This window comes from Acinetobacter sp. YH01010 (assembly GCF_013420775.1).
Taxonomy (GTDB): domain Bacteria; phylum Pseudomonadota; class Gammaproteobacteria; order Pseudomonadales; family Moraxellaceae; genus Acinetobacter; species Acinetobacter amyesii.
Genome location: NZ_VOYF01000001.1, coordinates 13,436 through 30,608 on the forward strand (window position 1 = coordinate 13,436; position 17,173 = coordinate 30,608).

The window sequence follows — 17,173 nt, forward strand, 5'->3', positions numbered from 1 at the left end:
TATTTTTAATGCTCAAAATAAAAGCCGGATAACCGGCTTTTAAATCTTTTAAAGAATTAATATCAATTAACGACGTGACATAAATGCTAGACGCTCAAGCAATTGCACATCTTGTTCGTTCTTAATCAAGGCACCATAAAGCGGTGGAATTGATTTTGATTTATCTGTGTTGCGTAAAATATCTTCTGGCATATCATCAGCCATCAGCAAACTCAACCAATCAATCAACTCAGAAGTTGAAGGCGGTTTCTTTAAACCCGGAACTTGACGTAATTTAAAGAAAATTTGCAGTGCTTCAGAAACCAAGGTATTTGAAATATTTTCAAAATGCACATCGATGATTTCACGCATGGTTGCTTCATCAGGGAATTCAATATAATGGAAGAAACAACGACGCAAAAAGGCATCTGGAAGTTCTTTTTCATTATTTGAAGTAATGATCACGATTGGACGTTGTGTTGCCGTAATCGTTTCACCTGTCTCGTACACAAAGAATGACATTTTATCGAGTTCATGCAGCAAATCATTAGGGAATTCGATATCTGCTTTATCAATCTCGTCAATTAGAAGTACACAACGTTCTTCACTGGTGAATGCTTCCCAAAGTTTACCCGGCTTAATATAGTTTTTGATGTCATAAACACGGTCATCGCCCAACTGACTATCACGCAGACGGGATACGGCGTCATACTCGTACAAACCTTGTTGAGCCTTGGTCGTCGATTTGATATGCCAAGTAATGAGCTTAAGGCCTAAACTTTCAGCCACTTGTTCGGCTAAAAGTGTTTTACCTGTCCCCGGCTCACCTTTAACCAAAAGTGGCTTTTGCAATGAACGTGCAGCTTTTACTGCAAGTTTTAAGCTATCGGTCGCAATATATTGATCTGTACCAGTAAATTGTTGAGTTTCAACAGACATGACATAACCTTATTTTTTTATTTAAAGCGGTGAAATTTTCTTGTTTACAACGTGCTGTGGTTTCGCTGCATTGTATTTGGTCCAAAAATAACCGAGGACTAAACCAATACCCACCACAAAGAGAATCAACGATAGATTCAACCAAACCAATGGCTGATCTTTTGTTAATACACCAAAAATCAAACCAAAAATCGCAGGTGCGATTGCTGCATTTGAACCTTCAGAAACGGTTGGTGTTAATAAAATAGCAAATACGATAAGCCAACCAATGGCACCGATCGTTTTGGGTAAGCGCTTCATCAGCCCATACCAACACAACAAAGCAATTACAGCCCCACCTAGGTAAACCGTAATTGCAATACTGCTTTCAGGAATTGAGTCCAATACCGATACTACACCATTCATTTTCACAACTCCTGAATTAACTTAAGCGCCGCGCAAGCCTTCTGGCTCAACTGCATTTGGGTCAATTAAACCTTCTGGAGGCATTTGAATAAAGAACCCTTTTGTTTCAATTGAATCTAATACATGCAATACGTTCACACGTGCAAGTTTGCGTGATTCACTGAGTTCTAGATCCATGACAAATGTGGCACGACCAAATGCTGTACGTAAAGCATCAGGCATTACTGCAAGCGGATCTGTCGCTTCAGTTTCGTTTTCATTAACTTCAGGACGAGCAATATAAAGATACATTTCATCTTTTTTGCTCGATTTGTAGATAGAACAGTACATAATTGAATCAATACTCATTAAACGCAAGGCAAAGGATACATCAAAAAAAAGACTGATACATTAGTGTTTATTAACGCATCAGTCGTGAATTTGTATAAGTGATAGTTCTTTAATCAATCAGAACTTATTCCAACACTTTCATTTGACCAGAAAGATAGCTTTCATCGGCATGCAGCACTTCAATTAAAGGCTTCGTCAGCAAATCATAGCGCCAGCCCAACAAATAACTCGGTAAATCTTGTTCATCATTATGAAAAACCACATGCTGATACAAAGCATTTAACCATTTTTTGCGCATTAAAACTTCTTTAGGCACAGAGGTTTCTTGTACTGCACGCTGAATAACGGTATCGACGCGTGAACCAATATCCTGAGAAGAGTGACGAATTGGACGTGCCATACGCAGCGGCCATTCAGCTTGTTCAGGTAAAAACTTCAACAAATCTAAAATAATTTTACCATGCTCACGCACAATGTTCGGACGAATGTCTTTCACCGCACTCAATTGAAAATTATTTTTTGGATTCTTTTCTACCATATCAATGATGGTTGAGTTTTTAAGAATAAAGCTACGTGGCTGATTTAAGGCTTTCACCATTTGCTCACGCCAAACGGCCAATTGCTGAATTTGCATGAGCTGACGACGTGAATGTCGATAATTACCAATATCGTGATACAGCAAATGGATCGGCGTTTCAGTGCCAATTTCATAAGTTAAATTTTTGCAGTCCTCAAGCACACAATTTAATAAACTTTTCGCAGCCAACTCATTTTGAATCGTTTGGCTTAAATTCATTAAATAATGTACATCATTCGCTGCATAGTTCAATTGCTCGGCACTGAGTGGACGAGCCAACCAATCTGAACGTGTCTGATCTTTATCTATATCTACATCGAGCATAGTTTTTAAGGCATTTTGATAGCTGACTTGTAAGCCATGCCCTAAAAATGACATCCCAACTTGTGTATCAAAGACATTTTCTAAAGACTTATGCTGTGCATAGTGATAAATCAGGTCGATATCTTCACTACAAGCATGAAAAATGTTTTGCTGAGCCGCAAATAATTTTTGCCAGAATTGGCTTAAATCGAGGGTTGTACCATCAAGTAAATACACCTGATTTTGTACATTAATTTGGAAAAGTCCAAGTTTGGGCCACAGGGTATCTACTTTTATAAACTCGGTGTCGAGTCCGTAAATCGAGCTTTGGTCCATAAGATTTAAAACAGAATTTAAATCTGGCTGATTTTGAATGAATTGATACATAAGTTGCTGAGTCTAATTTTAGATGCTCTATGAGCTTATATTAACTGATATATATTATTTATCTATAAGGAAAAACGTTATTTTAGTGACTTATTTTCTTTATTTGGCTTTTTTATTCATTATTAACAAAAACTTTAATCGTTATTAAGTATAAATAATTAGGTGAATTTTATACAAAGCGAAACGAGTTTCGCTCTATAGTTACTTCATTCGCATTCGGTTATGCACGGCCTGACTTAAAGTATGACTATCCACATATTCAAGCTCACCACCCTGTGGTACACCCTGTGCAATACGGGTCATTTGTATTGGTAAATGCTTGGTCGCTTCAACCAAATAATGTGCTGTCGCTTGACCTTCTACCGTTGCATTGGTCGCCAAGATCACTTCCTGCACTTTACCATCACTTAATCGTTGAATTAAATATGGGATACCAATTTCGTCTGGGCCAATACCATCGAGTGGCGACAAATGTCCACCCAATACATGATATTTCCCTCTAAAACTGCCACTTTGCTCGATTGCCATGACATCTGCGGGAGATTCAACCACACAAAGCAGTTGATCATCACGTTCTGACGAGACGCATATGTTGCACACTTCATCTTCAGTCAATGAATGGCAAATTGTACATTCATGAATATAGTTGGTTGCTTCAGTCAAGGCATGTGCCAAACCAACAGCGCCTTCCCTATTTTTCATGATTAAGTGCAGTGCCATACGTTGAGCCGACTTTGGCCCAACGCTTGGCAAAATACGCAATGCCTGTACAAGTTGATCAAAACGATCACTAAACATTCAACGTATTCCTTAGAATAAACCTGAAAGACCTGGTGGAAGCCCCATACCCGAGTTTGCAGATTTCAGTTTTTCTTCTGAAATCGCTTCAGCTTGACGTGAAGCATCATTCATTGCTGCTGCAATTAAGTCTTCAATCATATCTGCATCATCTTGAAGTAGTTCAGGATTGATTTCAATACGTTTCACCACATGACGCGCAGTCATAGTAACTTTAACTAGACCACCACCTGCTTCAGCGTGAACTTCAACTTGTGCAAGCTCTTCCTTGGCTTTTTTAATGTTGCTCTCAACTTCTTTTTGCATGCGTTGAGCTTGCTGCATGAGCATATTAATGTTCATAAAAATCTCCGAACAAAACTGATGAATTCACTTTAGATAAGATCTAAACCGCGTGAAAGATCGCGAATAATATCATTAATATCTTCTAAACCAACAGATACGCGAATTAAACCTTCGCTAATCCCTGCTGCTTTTTTCGCTTCTGCAGACATTCTGCCATGAGAAGTCGTTGCAGGATGGGTAATTGTTGATTTTACATCACCCAAATTACTTGTAATAGAAAGGAACTTGGTATTATCAATCACGGTCCAAGCACCTTCACGTTCGCCTTTGGCAACAAACGACACAACTCCGCCAAAGCCTTTTTGTTGCTTTTTCGCCAACTCATGACCTTCATGATTTGGAAGTCCCGCATAGTACACTTTTTCAACTTTCGGGTGCGCATCCAACCATTCAGCTAAAGTCTGAGCACTTGCACAATGTGCTTTCATACGTAAGCTTAAAGTTTCTAGACCTTTCAGGAAGATCCATGCATTGAATGGACTCATCGAGTTACCCAGTGTACGAATAACACCTGTAATCTCTTCCATCAATTTTGCACTACCAACAACTGCACCACCGAGCGCACGACCTTGACCATCAATATATTTTGTTGATGAGTAGATCACGAGGTCCGCACCAAATTTAATCGGTTGCTGTAACACTGGTGTACAGAAGGTATTATCGACTGCAAATAATGCGCCATGCGCATGTGCAATATCGGCAATGGCTTGTAAATCACCTACTTGAGCTAATGGGTTTGACGGTGTTTCAATAAACAATAGGCGTGTAGTTGGACGAATCGCTTGTTTCCAAGCATCTAAATCTTCCAAATCAACAAAAGTAACATCAACGCCAAATTTGATGACATATTTTTCAAACAGAGAAATGATCGAACCAAAGACAGCACGTGAACAAACCACATGATCGCCAGCTTTCAAATATGCCAAAGTAATTGCGTGTACGCCCGCCATACCTGAACTTGTCGCAACCGCGGCTTCAGCACCATCCAAAACAGCTAAACGTTTTTCGAAAGTTTGTACAGTTGGGTTGGTATAACGTGAATAGGTATTGCCTTCAATTTGACCTGAAAATTTTGCTGCGGCATCTGCTGCACTTTCACAAACAAATGATGAAGTCAGGAAAATTGGCTCGCTATGTTCACCCTCAAAAGTACGAGTATGACCTGTACGAATCGCTAAAGTCTCTAATTGGTATTCGATGTCGTCTTGTTGGCTCATCTGTATTACTCAGTCGCGAAGAACTGCCTTTGTGAAGAATTGCCAATATTTTGAGCGTCTAAGCTATTTAAGGTCAAGGTAAAATACGAAATTATCGCTTAGACTTCGACCAATCCTACAAGGACTTAGGCAATTGACAGTTATGCACCCTTTCAAACAGAAATTTCTGGCGCAGCAAAAGAAAATTAAACACCTGTCTACACGTGTGTTTAATGCAAAATCGCTGGTCCTTTCTCAATCGACACCCTATGAAGTAATTACTGAATATAAACATGCAAAAGTTCGGTATTACGCTTCGCCTGATCGTAAATACAAAGAACCCTTGGTGTTTGTTGCACCACTGGCCATCAATATGGCGATTTATGATTTGTATCCATATCGCTCATTGGTGAAACATTTTCAACACAGTGGCTTTGATGTCTATTTGTTGGAATGGGGAAAATTAAACTATCAAGATCGATTCTTAAATTTTCTATCGTTTATTGATGATGTGATTCCCCATTGTATAGATCAAATTTGTCAGCATGCAGATAGTCGATACATCTCGCTACACGGTTGGAGTATGGCTGGAGTCTTTGTCACGCTGTATACCGCATTACATCAACCTGAACATGTTAAAAATCTAATGGTGATGGGCGCGCCGATAGATAGCTATGCCTCAGGTCGTATCGGAAAGTTATTTCAAAAAACCAATCGCTTGCTTTCACGTAGTAAGAATTTACAAGATACGGTCTACACCGGGAAAATCCCTAAACATTTTATCCATACACCGGGTGTGCTCAATGCGATTGGCTTTAAAATCGTCGATCCAATGGGTTGGTTCAAAAGCCAAAAACAATTTCTTTCCAACTTAGATAATCTGCATGATCTGTATGAACATGCAACCATGGGCGATTTTCTCAATCACATGATTGACTATCCTGGTGGCATTAACCAAGACATGGTATTCAATGTTTGGCTGCAAAATCCGCTTAAAAACGGCATTATTCAATTGAAAGATAAAGTTATTCAATTAAAAAATATCCACTGTTCATTGTTGATTGGCGCGGGTTCTACCGATCAAATCGTTACTGCCGATGCGGCAAGTCCTTTAGGCGAATTGACAAGTAGTCAAGATGTCACGTTTACTCTCATTCCCGGTGGTCACCTCGGCCTGATGTCGAGTCAAAAAAGTGCCAATCAATTTTGGCCAACTTTGACCCAGTGGCTTACACAAAGATCCAGTTTATTGAAATAAAAATTTAGAGGGTAAAGTAAAGATGATTCAGTCAGTTGCATTTATCGGATTGGGCGCAATGGGTTCCCGTATGGCAGCGCACCTACCAAAACAGTTCGACACGGTTTATGTCTGGAATCGAAACTTTACCAAGGCAGAGCAACATGCTGCTGAATTTGGTACGCAAGCGGTTGCTTTAGAACAAGCAGTACAAGCGGACATTATTTTTTCCTGCCTACCCATCAGCCAAGATGTTGAAAATTTAATTGCGAGTGTAACGCTGAAATCAGGCTCGATTTGGGTCGACTGTACTAGCGGTGTGCCCGAATCAGCAAAAAAACTCGCTGCTGCCTTAAAGCAACAAAATGTTGCATTCTTAGACGCCCCTGTGAGTGGACAAACCATTGGCGCTGAAACTGGAACATTAACCATCATGATTGGTGGTGACGCAGCAGCCTTTGAACGTGCATTACCTGCGATCCAAACATTTGGCAAACTGATTAAACATGTAGGTGAACCGGGTGCGGGTTTTGCCGTCAAAGCTGTAAACAACATGTTAATGGCTGTAAATCTTTGTGCTGTTGCTGAAGGATTCACCACCTTAAAAGCGCATGGCGTGGACTTACATGAGGCACTCGATTGTATTAATGCGTCGAGCGGTAAAAGCAATGTAACTGAAACAGTTTTACCGCAGCGCGTACTGAATCGTAGCTTCCCATTAACCTTTGCACTTCCATTACTTGCAAAAGATACGGGAATTGCTGTTGATCTGGTGCGACAAGCAAAACTTTCAGCGCCTGTGCTGTCTTTGACGCAAAACTTAATCCAAGCAGCAAGTGATCAAGCTGAAGAAAACAGTGATTTTTCAAGCGCTATGATTATGTATGAAAAATGGAGTAAAATTACAATTGAGTAATAACTCGCCATTGAATAACGATAAATAACCATCATATTGTACTCTAGTGTCATAACACACATTGTTACAAATGACAGAGGAAACTCGCATGAACAAATTTACCCTTGTAACTTTGCTAGGTGCTGTAACTTTAATCGGGGCTTCTACTGCTGTTTTAGCATCTGAGCAAGAATGCCAAAAGTTGAAAAATGACCATGACGTGATTTATGCATCGAAAGGTTTTTGCTTTAAAGATCCTGATGCTAAAGCGAAGTTCGGCAATGACAATTGCTACACAACTAAGCCTAAATTTTCAGAAAAAGAGCAACAACGACTTGACGCGATCAAAGATCGTCAGAAAGAATTGAACTGTAAATAATTACGATTCAATTCGCTCAAGGAATTTAGCAATGACTTATGATGATCAAAATATTTTTGCTCGGATTTTACGCGGAGAACTTCCTGCGTTTAAAGTCTATGAAGATGATCAAGTACTCGCTTTTATGGATGTCATGCCACAGGCCGAAGGTCATACGCTCGTAATTCCTAAAACCCCTGCTATTACGCTGCTTGATTTAGATCCAGAAGCGGCTGCTTATACCATTCAGGTAGCTCAAAAAGTTGCAAAAGCAATGGAAAAAGCCTTAGACGTGAAAGGTATCGTATTGATGCAGTTGTCTGGCGCTGCTGCGGGTCAAACTGTTCCGCATGTGCATTTCCACCTAATTCCGACTTCAGTGCATGAATTAGGTAAACATGCCGCACAAATGGGCGACATGGAAAAAATCAAAGCCATTGGCGAAAAAATCAAAGCAGCACTTTAAGTTCAATTGAGTTTAAAGTGATGATCAATGGAGCTTCGGCTCCATTTTTTTATGTTTAGAATATTGTGCCAAGTCATTTTAACTGCAAAATTTAATATTTAAAAATAACTATAAATATTTAATAAATATCAATCTTTATAAATAAAAATACAATTTAAACCAAAAATCACCTTTCACCGTTTTGAAATATTTCCTTAATAGAACTGTCTTATTTGTAATGAATACTTAGCGCCATTAGATAGCGAAATTACTTCTAGCCAAGCTACTGATAAAACATATTGATATGACTGGAAAAGTCTTCTGGAGCTTCAAATGAAAAAAACTCTATGTGCATTAGCAATCGGGGCAACAATTCTTACACCAATGATGGCATCTGCTGCAGATGTAAAAATTTATGGCCGTGCACATGTCTCTCTTGACTATCTAGATGATGGTAAAGATTACAACGAAGTTGGTCTTTCTTCTAATGCTTCACGCTTAGGCTTCAAAGTAGATCAAAAAATTAATGATGACCTCAACGTATTCGCTCAAATTGAGCAAGAAGTAAACTTTGCAAGCGGTAGCCAAGACAGCAAAGGTATAGATTTTTCAACACGTGACACATTCGTGGGTTTAAAAAGTTCAACTTATGGTCAAGCACGTGTAGGTCGTTTTGACAGCCCATTTAAAGTCGCACGTAGCCCTGTGAACTTCTTCGGTGACATGGTTGGTGACGTTCGTAACGTAACACGTGTCGGCAACTTAAAATTTGATGAACGTAATGAAAACACCATTGAATATAAATCGCCAAAATTTGGCGGTGGTTTCAATGTACTAGCTGCAATGTCGATGCATTCAGGTACACAAATTGACCGTGAAACAGATGGTGAAGGCAAAGATGACAACAAAGCCTATGACCTTGCTCTAACCTATAAAGAAGGTCCAATTGATTTTGCAGCAGCTTACGAAAAGTATGATGAAAATGCAGCAAACGCAGCTGGTGGTGCAAGTCGTGATGCATTCCGTATTGCCGGTGCATATAAATTAACTGAAGAATTTAACTTGGGTGCCTTATACCAAATTGCCAAACACGACAACGATACAGCCAACCCAGATGCGCAAGTTTTCGGTGTAGCTGGCGAATATAAAGTAACGCCTAAAACCTCAGTACGCGGTGAATACTTCTACCGTGACGTAGATGCTGATGATGCCAATGCAAGCTTGATCGGTGTGGGTGTAGAACATAAGTTGGATAGCACATTACGCGTATACGGCAACTTAGCAACTGTGCTTAACGACAAAAACTCTAAACTCAATCCTTGGAAAGAAGGTCGTAGCTTCGGTAACGGTATCACAGGGATCGGTGATGAAAATGCAACTGCACTTTCTCTTGGTCTACGTTACGACTTCTAAGCTGCAATATCTCCCCCAAAAGACATACTCCGGTATGTCTTTTTTACTCTTAAATTCAAAAAAGAAGAGCAACAAAGATTAAATTATTAGAGAGAAGCAAGTTGAGTTCGCATTTTGCTTCCGACCGGTCAAAGTTGCATCATGAACTATACTCATCTCACTCAAGAACAAAGATATCAAATATACAACTCGTTATGCAGAGGTTTTTCTAAGGCTGTACTAGCTCAAATCTGATCTGACGGTTACCAATTGCTTAAGGCTGTACCGCTTAGTAACCACCTTCTGTTTTCATCACTTGGGTATCTGTTTTATACTTCGATAAAAGCTCACGTAACGAATTCATGAGCACACTGGTGTCGACACCCACGGCAACAAATTCTGTGCCTAACTCGATATACTTCTGAGTCACATCATGCTGTGTCGACAAAATACCTGCTGCTTTACCCGCCTTACGTATACGCTGAATTGCATCAATCACGGTTTTTTGTACTTCAGGATGGTTCGAATTCCCCTGATAACCCATCGTCGCCGACAAATCCACCGCACCAATAAATACCCCATCGATGCCATCAATTTTCAGTATTTCATCTAAGTTTTTAATCCCCTCAACCGACTCAATCTGAATCAGTAAACAGATATTTTCATGTGCAGTTGCATAGTAGTCTGGAATACTGTTCCAACGTGTTGCACGTGCTAATGCTGCACCTACTCCACGAATACCTTCAGGTGGATAACGTACGGCCTTAACCATAAGTTGAGCTTGTTCAACAGTTTCAACCATAGGAATCAGCAAGGTTTGCGCACCGATATCCAACAATTGTTTAATCAGTTGCACACTACCAATTGGAGGTCGAACCACGGCTTGCGAAGGATATGCAGCAATACTTTGCAATTGCGACAATGTCGTCCGCAAATCACTTGGCGCATGCTCGCCATCAATGAGCAACCAGTCATAACCTGCATTTGCAGCTATTTCAGTACCATAAGCGTCGGCTAAACCGACCCACAAACCAATCTGCTGTTCGGTTTTTAATTTTTTCTTGAAATGATTGGTGTAATCCATCGCTGCTGTCTCATGCTTAAACTATGATTAACTACAATTGATTAAACGCCTTTTGGCAAAAACTACCAATAGCATTTATCTATCTTATGATTTTATATAACTCTAATTCGCACTTCATACAGCTTAAATCTGTTAATTTTTAGCCATTGAGTCCAGCATATACGACTAAGATCTATCTTTGGAAAATTTTCTCCTTAGACCATTTGGCCATTTATCCGCTAAACTACAGCAAACTATATCTGGAGATATTCGATGGATCTGTTAAACGTATCAAAACAACGCTATACCACGAAAGCATATAATCCTGCTAAAAAAATTCCACAGGAACAATTTGAGCGTTTATTACAAATACTCCGTTTAACACCATCTTCCATTAATATTCAGCCTTGGCATTTTTTTATTGCAGATCATGATGCAGCCAAACAACGCATTGCCAAAGCTTTAGTAGGAAAATATGCCTACAATGCTCCAAAAGTTTTAGATTCATCACATACGATTTTATTCTGTACTAAAGCAGACATCACTGCAGAGCATTTAGATAATCTTTTAAATCAGGATGATCGTAGTGGTCGCTTTAAAGATGACAAAGCCAAACAAGGTCAAAAAGACAGCCGTACAGGTTATGTCGATTATTATCGTAATGAAAAAGGTGATATTCAACGTTGGGCTGAAAACCAGACTTTTATTGCTTTAGGTCAAATGCTTTTGGCAGCAGGCATTGAAGGTGTGGATGCAACACCGATTGGTGGATTTGACGAAGCGATCATCACTGAAGAATTGGGCTTAGTTGAACAAAACTTGATTCCTTCTGTACTGATGACTTTAGGCTATCGTAGCGAAAATGATTTCAATGCGAAATTACCTAAATCACGTCTGAATGCTGAAGAAATTTTTACACATCTTTAGGCTTTCCATAAAACCGACGAAAGGGGCAATTTTGCCTCTTTTTTGTCATTTCAGGACTTATTATTTAAACAATTATCGAGTATATTCTGCTCAAAATATACTCAGGTTTCTCCCTATGCCTACAGCTATAAAATTACCTATGAAATTTCATTGCGAAGCGTGCAATACAGTTTATTTACAAAAATATGCGGGCGATATGCTCCATAGCTATCCAAACTGCCCAAATTGTAAACAACCGGGTCAGTTACAAGGCACCATTGAAACTCAAGATTTCCTGAAGCACCCTGTTGCTGTGGGTAAATGTTATTTTGAAAACACCTTACAACGTTTTCAACAACTCACACGTTAACTATGCATCTAAAACTAAAAGCCCTCAAATCGAGGGCTTTTTTTATAACGATATATTTAGCAACAATGTGAAAATATAATATTTATAAATTGGTCTGAACTTTGCTGAATAATTTGAATCAGAACAACAAATCAAGCAGAGGTGGGACATGTCATATTTACTACAAATGCCGATGAAGTTTGAATGCGGTCATTGCCATCAAATGTATCTGCATACTTATCAATATACTGATCATCACTGCCCTGAGTGTCCGACCTGTCGAGATCAAGGACTGCTCATGGGCGTGGCTGAGTGGGATGATTTGCTACAACACCCGATCGTTTTTGCTAAAAGTTATCTTAGACAGACATGGCATATGCTAAGCAAACCACACTCATGATCCCTGCAATCAAACCAAAGACGGTTGCGACTCTCAATTTTTCTTTAAAGATGATGAGGCCCGCAACCACACCTAAAACCACGACCAGAATATTCATGCCAGCAAAGACGATTGCTGGTGTGTCTTTAAGCAACATGTGGGCTTTCACATACAGTGCAATATTAGCAAAGTTTAAGAGACCTAAGCCCAATCCAGCGAGGATATTTTTGGTCTTCCCCAGACTGCCGTGTTGTACAATGTTATAAATACTCGAAAGTAGAAATGCACAAATAAACACCAGATTTAAAGTCACCGCAAACTGCATGCCCAAACCTGAGGCAAATTTTAATAGCACATCAATCAGTGCATAGCCTGCCCAAACGCTTAATAAAAATAAAATCCCCTGCTTTCCATCAATGCTTCCCTTACGCTGTGAAAATAAAATTAACAACACCGCAAGTACACCAAGTGCAATACCAATGAGCTTAATGGCATTAAAATATTCACTGAAAATAAAATAGGCTGCGCTAAGAGAAAGCACAACAGATAAGCGCTGAGCCAATTCGGTTTTTAAAATACCCGCAGTTTGCAGTGAGCGTGCTAAGCAATAAAAAATCGTCGGCAGTAATACACCCAAAGCCGCAATTAAAACCCACGGTGTTTTATTGATCGATATATGAGCTAGATCCGGCTTAAACCATAGAAAACATAAAATACTCGCAGATGCATAATTCCATGTGATCATTTGTGCAGGATTAAAACCCCGATCACGACATAGTTTTAGAATTACTGAAACGAGAACACTGCAAATCGCGGCAGCAAAGATCAATTCCATGACACGCTCTTATTCTTGAGTTGTATTTAAAGCAATTTTTCTAAGTTCAAATCAAAGAAAAGCCCACTTAATTGTGGGCTTTTCTTCAAAAATAATCTATCTCAAGACAAATTATTTATAGTGACTCACCATTTTCTCTAAAGAAATTGGACGAATCTTGTCAGCATTACCCGCTGTACCAAATGCTTCATAACGATCGATACAAATTTGTTTCATTGCATCAACAGTTGCAGAGAAGAATTTACGTGGGTCAAATTCAGCTGGTTTTTCAGCCATCATACGGCGCATAGCACCTGTAGATGCAAGACGTAAGTCAGTATCGATGTTAATTTTACGAACACCGTGTTTGATTGCGTCTACAAGTTGCTCTACTGGAACACCGTAAGTTTCGCCGATGTTACCACCGAATTCATTAATTACAGCCAACCATTCTTGTGGCACAGAGCTTGAACCGTGCATTACAAGATGCGTATTTGGTAACGCAGCGTGAATTTCTTTAATACGGTCAATCGCTAAGATGTCACCTGTAGGTGGACGAGTAAATTTGTACGCACCGTGTGAAGTACCCACTGCAATTGCAAGTGCGTCAACATTGGTATCTGCTACAAATGAACGCGCTTCTTCAACTGAAGTTAAAAGCTGAGAATGGTCAAGTACGCCTTCAGCGCCTACACCATCTTCTTCGCCAGCCATACCAGTTTCAAGGCTACCTAAACAACCGATTTCGCCCTCTACTGAAACGCCACACGCATGTGCCATTTGAACAGTACGACGAGTCACGTCTACGTTGTATTCGTATGAAGTTGGCGTTTTACCGTCTTCACCTAAAGAACCGTCCATCATCACTGATGAGAAGCCAAGTTGAATAGAACGTTGACATACATCAGGGCTAGTACCATGGTCTTGGTGCATAACCACAGGAATATGTGGCCATTCTTCGATTGCTGCCAAAATCAAATGACGCAAGAACGGAGCGCCTGCATACTTACGTGCACCCGCAGATGCTTGTACAATTACAGGTGAATTTGTTGCATCTGCTGCAAGCATAATTGCACGCATTTGTTCTAAGTTGTTTACGTTGAATGCTGGTACGCCGTAAGCATGTTCGCCGGCGTGATCCAAGAGCTGGCGCAATGAAATAAGAGCCATAATATCCTCCCAGGTAATGCCGCATATTCTACATGCTCAATCATTTCAATTCAGCAACAAATAACACTATTTAAAAAAAAATCCCTGCATTTGCAGGGACTTTTTAAATAAAGACAACAATCTTAGTGAGCTGCTGCTGCTGAAGCGGCTGTTTCAGCGTCAGCTGTTGCTTCGTCTGCAGGTGCATTTGCAATTTCAGCAGGAACATCTTGGTTCTTTTCATCCAATACTGGCTTATCAAGTTCATCAATGGCTTTTTGTTGTTCTGGCGTTGTTTGAGCATTGTCTACGGCAACAGCAGATGCTTCTGATTCCGTTGGTGCGGACTCTTTTTTAGCACAAGCTGTCAAAGTTAATGGTGCGATTAAAAGTACAGCAAGTGCAAGTTTTAAGTTCATCGTTGTTTCCTACTACTGCGAATTAGGTGTTGCGATGAATTTTATTGCAGAAATATTGCACTTTGATGACGGCAAAATGAATGGGCGATAAAAAAGGCTGACCGAAGCCAACCTTTTTTAATACTGTACTATCTTATTGATAATACTAAATTAAGCACGTTCGATAAGCGCTGCTACAGCAGGAAGAGTTTTACCTTCAACGAATTCAAGGAAAGCACCACCACCAGTCGAGATGTAACCAATATTGTCTGCAACTTGATATTTATCAATTGCAGCAAGCGTGTCACCACCACCCGCGATCGAGAAGCCTTCAGATTCTGCAATCGCTAAAGACAATGCTTTGGTGCCTTCGCCGAATTGATCAACTTCAAACACACCTACTGGACCATTCCATAGAATAGTTTTTGAAGTTTTCAAGATTTCTGCAAATGCTTTTGCAGTTTCAGGGCCCACATCCAAAATCATGTCGTTGTCTGTTACATCTTCAACTTTTTTCACAACAGCTTTTGCAGCAGCTAATGAACCAAGGAAGTCAGCAAAATCAATTTCAGCAGCATCAGCAACAACAACATCTGTTGGAAGTGGTACAGATACTTTTGCAGCAATGGCTTTTGCTGTGTCGATCAGGTCATTTTCACAAAGTGATTTACCAACATTAAAGCCCGCAGCAGCTAAGAATGTATTGGCAATACCACCACCCACGATCAATTGATCACAGATGTCAGATAGTGAAGTTAATACATCTAATTTAGTAGAAACTTTTGAGCCTGCAACAATCGCAACCATTGGTTTTGCAGGAGTTTTAAGTGCACGACCTAGCGCATCAAGCTCAGCAGCAAGTAAAGGACCTGCAGCAGCCACTTTTGCACAACGTGCTACGCCTTCAGTCGATGCTTCTGCACGGTGAGCCGTACCAAATGCATCCATAACGTAGACATCACAAAGTGCTGCATATTTAGCAGATAATTCAGGATTGTTTTTCTTTTCACCTACATTGAAACGGCAGTTTTCAAGTAAAACCACTTGACCTGGCGCAACGTCAACACCGTCCAAATAGTCAGTGATCAGTTGAACGTCTTGACCCAAAGCGTCTGTTAAATAAGCGGCTACAGGTGCTAGAGACTGTTCTGCTTTAGGCTCACCTTCAACAGGACGACCTAAGTGTGAATACACCATTACAGCAGCACCTTTTTCTACAGCTGCTTTAATTGTTGGCAACGCCGCACGTAAACGTGCATCGCTTGTAATCACGCCATTTTTAACTGGTACGTTAAGATCTTCACGGATCAGAACACGTTTACCCGCCAAATCTAGGTCAGTCATACGCTGAAAGTTCATGCATTACTCTCTTTTATTGATATCAAAACGCGACGATTTTAAATGATTATGCAGAAAAACGTTAGCTTCTTTTGCAGAAAAGCTATGTAGAGCCAAAGTTTTGTTATGATAGCGAAAAGCCTTATAAAGATTCAGCGCTTATGTCGATTCATCCAGACCCAAATATTAATCGTTTAAATGTTTTAGGCGAACCCTTGGCAAGCTGTTGTTTTGATCCGATTACCGGATATTTTAGAAATGGCTTTTGCCATACAGCAACAACAGACCTTGGTCAGCATACGATGTGTGCACAAATGACATCTGAATTTTTAAACTTTTCCCAAAAAGTTGGCAATGACCTAATCACACCCTTACCCGAAGTTGGTTTTCCAGGACTACAACCTGGTGACTTCTGGTGTATCTGTGTGACTCGCTGGGTGGAAGCGTATCAAGAAGGATTTGCCCCACCTATTAAAATACAAGCGTGTCACCAAGCGGTGCTGTCTTATGTACCGCTTGATGTACTTATGGAATATGCAGTGTAATGAGTACTCCCAAAATCATTTTGGCTTCGAGCAGCCAAACCCGTAAAGACCTGATGGACCGTTTACGGATTGATTACCACTCAATCGTACCAGATATAGACGAAACACCTCGCGGTGAAAACCATGCCGATGAGTTAGCGAAGCGACTGGCATTTGAAAAAGCTTCTGCGATTGCAAACCAGCACCCAGACGCAATTGTGATTGGTTCTGACCAAGTCGCATGGCGCGAAGGCGCACCAGATATTTTTATTGGTAAACCGCTTTGCGATGAAAAAGCCATCAAGCAGCTTCAAGCCAATTCAGACAAAATCGTTTATTTCAGTACAGCACTCAGTGTCCAACAAAAATCAACAGGTTTTGAACAAACCCTTGTCGAGCACTATAAAGTGAAATTTCGCAAACTTAGTTTGCCTGAAATTGAACGTTATGTTCAGGTTGAACAGCCGCTACACTGCGCTGGCAGTTTTAAATGTGAAAGTTTAGGGATTAGCTTATTTGAAGAAATGATCGGGCAAGACCAAACCACACTCATGGGTATGCCGATGATTAAACTCTGCAATATTTTGCGTGAGCTTAAGATCTTAGTCCCATAATTTTAAAATCTTTATCTGTTACAGCATAATAAACACATCATTAGCTCTTTATG

The 17,173-nt window shown here is 40.1% G+C and carries 21 protein-coding genes; 9 read left to right on the top strand and 12 right to left on the bottom strand.

Going from position 1 to position 17,173, the window contains the following annotated elements:
- Positions 1–66: 66 nt before the first annotated feature.
- The 7 genes from FTT77_RS00085 to FTT77_RS00115 all read right to left on the bottom strand — a co-directional run bounded on the left by FTT77_RS00085 (position 67) and on the right by FTT77_RS00115 (position 5,280).
- Positions 67–918, bottom strand: coding sequence for a MoxR family ATPase (locus tag FTT77_RS00085; protein WP_078188501.1), 852 nt, complete (start codon positions 916–918; stop codon positions 67–69).
- 21 nt (positions 919–939) lie between these two features.
- On the bottom strand, positions 940–1,323 hold the full coding sequence (locus tag FTT77_RS00090) for a hypothetical protein (protein ID WP_078193907.1): 384 nt from the start codon (positions 1,321–1,323) through the stop codon (positions 940–942).
- A gap of 21 nt (positions 1,324–1,344) precedes the next feature.
- The gene (locus tag FTT77_RS00095; protein WP_078188503.1) at positions 1,345–1,653 is read right to left on the bottom strand and encodes a YcgL domain-containing protein; all 309 of its coding nucleotides are present in this window, start codon (positions 1,651–1,653) and stop codon (positions 1,345–1,347) included.
- A gap of 124 nt (positions 1,654–1,777) precedes the next feature.
- Entirely contained in the window at positions 1,778–2,920 is a 1,143-nt protein-coding gene (locus tag FTT77_RS00100; RefSeq protein ID WP_180007280.1) for an HRDC domain-containing protein, read from the bottom strand.
- A gap of 201 nt (positions 2,921–3,121) precedes the next feature.
- Positions 3,122–3,718: a recombination mediator RecR gene (recR, locus tag FTT77_RS00105; RefSeq protein WP_180005090.1), complete on the bottom strand. Its 597-nt coding sequence runs from the start codon at positions 3,716–3,718 to the stop codon at positions 3,122–3,124.
- A 12-nt stretch (positions 3,719–3,730) separates the two neighbouring features.
- A complete protein-coding gene (locus FTT77_RS00110; protein ID WP_180074039.1) occupies positions 3,731–4,060 on the bottom strand; it encodes a YbaB/EbfC family nucleoid-associated protein in 330 nt (109 codons plus the stop codon).
- 32 nt (positions 4,061–4,092) lie between these two features.
- Positions 4,093–5,280 carry an O-succinylhomoserine sulfhydrylase gene (locus FTT77_RS00115; RefSeq protein WP_168379669.1) on the bottom strand — a complete coding sequence of 396 codons (1,188 nt, stop codon included), beginning with the start codon at positions 5,278–5,280 and terminating at the stop codon, positions 4,093–4,095.
- 142 nt (positions 5,281–5,422) lie between these two features.
- Here FTT77_RS00115 and FTT77_RS00120 point away from each other — a divergent pair, with 142 nt between their 5' ends.
- The 5 genes from FTT77_RS00120 to FTT77_RS00140 all read left to right on the top strand — a co-directional run bounded on the left by FTT77_RS00120 (position 5,423) and on the right by FTT77_RS00140 (position 9,607).
- A complete protein-coding gene (locus FTT77_RS00120) occupies positions 5,423–6,517 on the top strand; it encodes an alpha/beta fold hydrolase (RefSeq protein ID WP_180108719.1) in 1,095 nt (364 codons plus the stop codon).
- 22 nt (positions 6,518–6,539) lie between these two features.
- Complete coding sequence (locus FTT77_RS00125) at positions 6,540–7,412, top strand: NAD(P)-dependent oxidoreductase (RefSeq protein ID WP_180108720.1); 873 nt, start codon at positions 6,540–6,542, stop codon at positions 7,410–7,412.
- 88 nt (positions 7,413–7,500) lie between these two features.
- Positions 7,501–7,770 (top strand): YARHG domain-containing protein, encoded by a 270-nt coding sequence (locus tag FTT77_RS00130; RefSeq protein ID WP_180108721.1) that lies wholly within the window; start codon positions 7,501–7,503, stop codon positions 7,768–7,770.
- 31 nt (positions 7,771–7,801) lie between these two features.
- Positions 7,802–8,215 (top strand): HIT family protein, encoded by a 414-nt coding sequence (locus FTT77_RS00135; RefSeq protein ID WP_078188511.1) that lies wholly within the window; start codon positions 7,802–7,804, stop codon positions 8,213–8,215.
- Positions 8,216–8,527: 312 nt separating this feature from the next.
- A complete protein-coding gene (locus FTT77_RS00140; RefSeq protein ID WP_180007281.1) occupies positions 8,528–9,607 on the top strand; it encodes a porin in 1,080 nt (359 codons plus the stop codon).
- 268 nt (positions 9,608–9,875) lie between these two features.
- Here FTT77_RS00140 and hpaI read toward each other — a convergent pair whose 3' ends face one another.
- A complete protein-coding gene (hpaI, locus tag FTT77_RS00145; RefSeq protein ID WP_168379673.1) occupies positions 9,876–10,670 on the bottom strand; it encodes a 4-hydroxy-2-oxoheptanedioate aldolase in 795 nt (264 codons plus the stop codon).
- 252 nt (positions 10,671–10,922) lie between these two features.
- Between hpaI and nfsB the strand changes: the two genes are divergently transcribed.
- Both nfsB and FTT77_RS00155 read left to right on the top strand, forming a co-directional pair.
- Positions 10,923–11,576 carry an oxygen-insensitive NAD(P)H nitroreductase gene (gene nfsB, locus FTT77_RS00150; RefSeq protein ID WP_111883737.1) on the top strand — a complete coding sequence of 218 codons (654 nt, stop codon included), beginning with the start codon at positions 10,923–10,925 and terminating at the stop codon, positions 11,574–11,576.
- 115 nt (positions 11,577–11,691) lie between these two features.
- Positions 11,692–11,925 carry a hypothetical protein gene (locus FTT77_RS00155; RefSeq protein WP_078188692.1) on the top strand — a complete coding sequence of 78 codons (234 nt, stop codon included), beginning with the start codon at positions 11,692–11,694 and terminating at the stop codon, positions 11,923–11,925.
- 338 nt (positions 11,926–12,263) lie between these two features.
- Here the strand turns inward: FTT77_RS00155 and FTT77_RS00160 are convergent, their stop codons facing one another.
- The 4 genes from FTT77_RS00160 to FTT77_RS00175 form a co-directional block, all read right to left on the bottom strand.
- Entirely contained in the window at positions 12,264–13,118 is an 855-nt protein-coding gene (locus FTT77_RS00160; RefSeq protein WP_180108722.1) for an EamA family transporter, read from the bottom strand.
- 111 nt (positions 13,119–13,229) lie between these two features.
- On the bottom strand, positions 13,230–14,267 hold the full coding sequence (fba, locus tag FTT77_RS00165; protein ID WP_078188695.1) for a class II fructose-bisphosphate aldolase: 1,038 nt from the start codon (positions 14,265–14,267) through the stop codon (positions 13,230–13,232).
- Between the two features lie 122 nt (positions 14,268–14,389).
- Positions 14,390–14,665, bottom strand: a complete 276-nt coding sequence (locus FTT77_RS00170) for a hypothetical protein (protein WP_078193510.1) — start codon at positions 14,663–14,665, stop codon at positions 14,390–14,392.
- A gap of 150 nt (positions 14,666–14,815) precedes the next feature.
- The gene (locus FTT77_RS00175) at positions 14,816–16,003 is read right to left on the bottom strand and encodes a phosphoglycerate kinase (RefSeq protein ID WP_180108723.1); all 1,188 of its coding nucleotides are present in this window, start codon (positions 16,001–16,003) and stop codon (positions 14,816–14,818) included.
- A gap of 140 nt (positions 16,004–16,143) precedes the next feature.
- On the opposite strand from FTT77_RS00175, the gene FTT77_RS00180 reads away from it, so the two are divergent.
- Together FTT77_RS00180 and FTT77_RS00185 are read left to right on the top strand one after the other, a co-directional pair.
- Positions 16,144–16,527, top strand: a complete 384-nt coding sequence (locus FTT77_RS00180; RefSeq protein WP_078193708.1) for a DUF2237 family protein — start codon at positions 16,144–16,146, stop codon at positions 16,525–16,527.
- Positions 16,527–17,120 carry a nucleoside triphosphate pyrophosphatase gene (locus tag FTT77_RS00185; protein WP_180027243.1) on the top strand — a complete coding sequence of 198 codons (594 nt, stop codon included), beginning with the start codon at positions 16,527–16,529 and terminating at the stop codon, positions 17,118–17,120. The genes FTT77_RS00180 and FTT77_RS00185 overlap by 1 nt, the downstream gene beginning before the upstream one ends.
- The last annotated feature ends 53 nt before the right edge of the window (positions 17,121–17,173 follow it).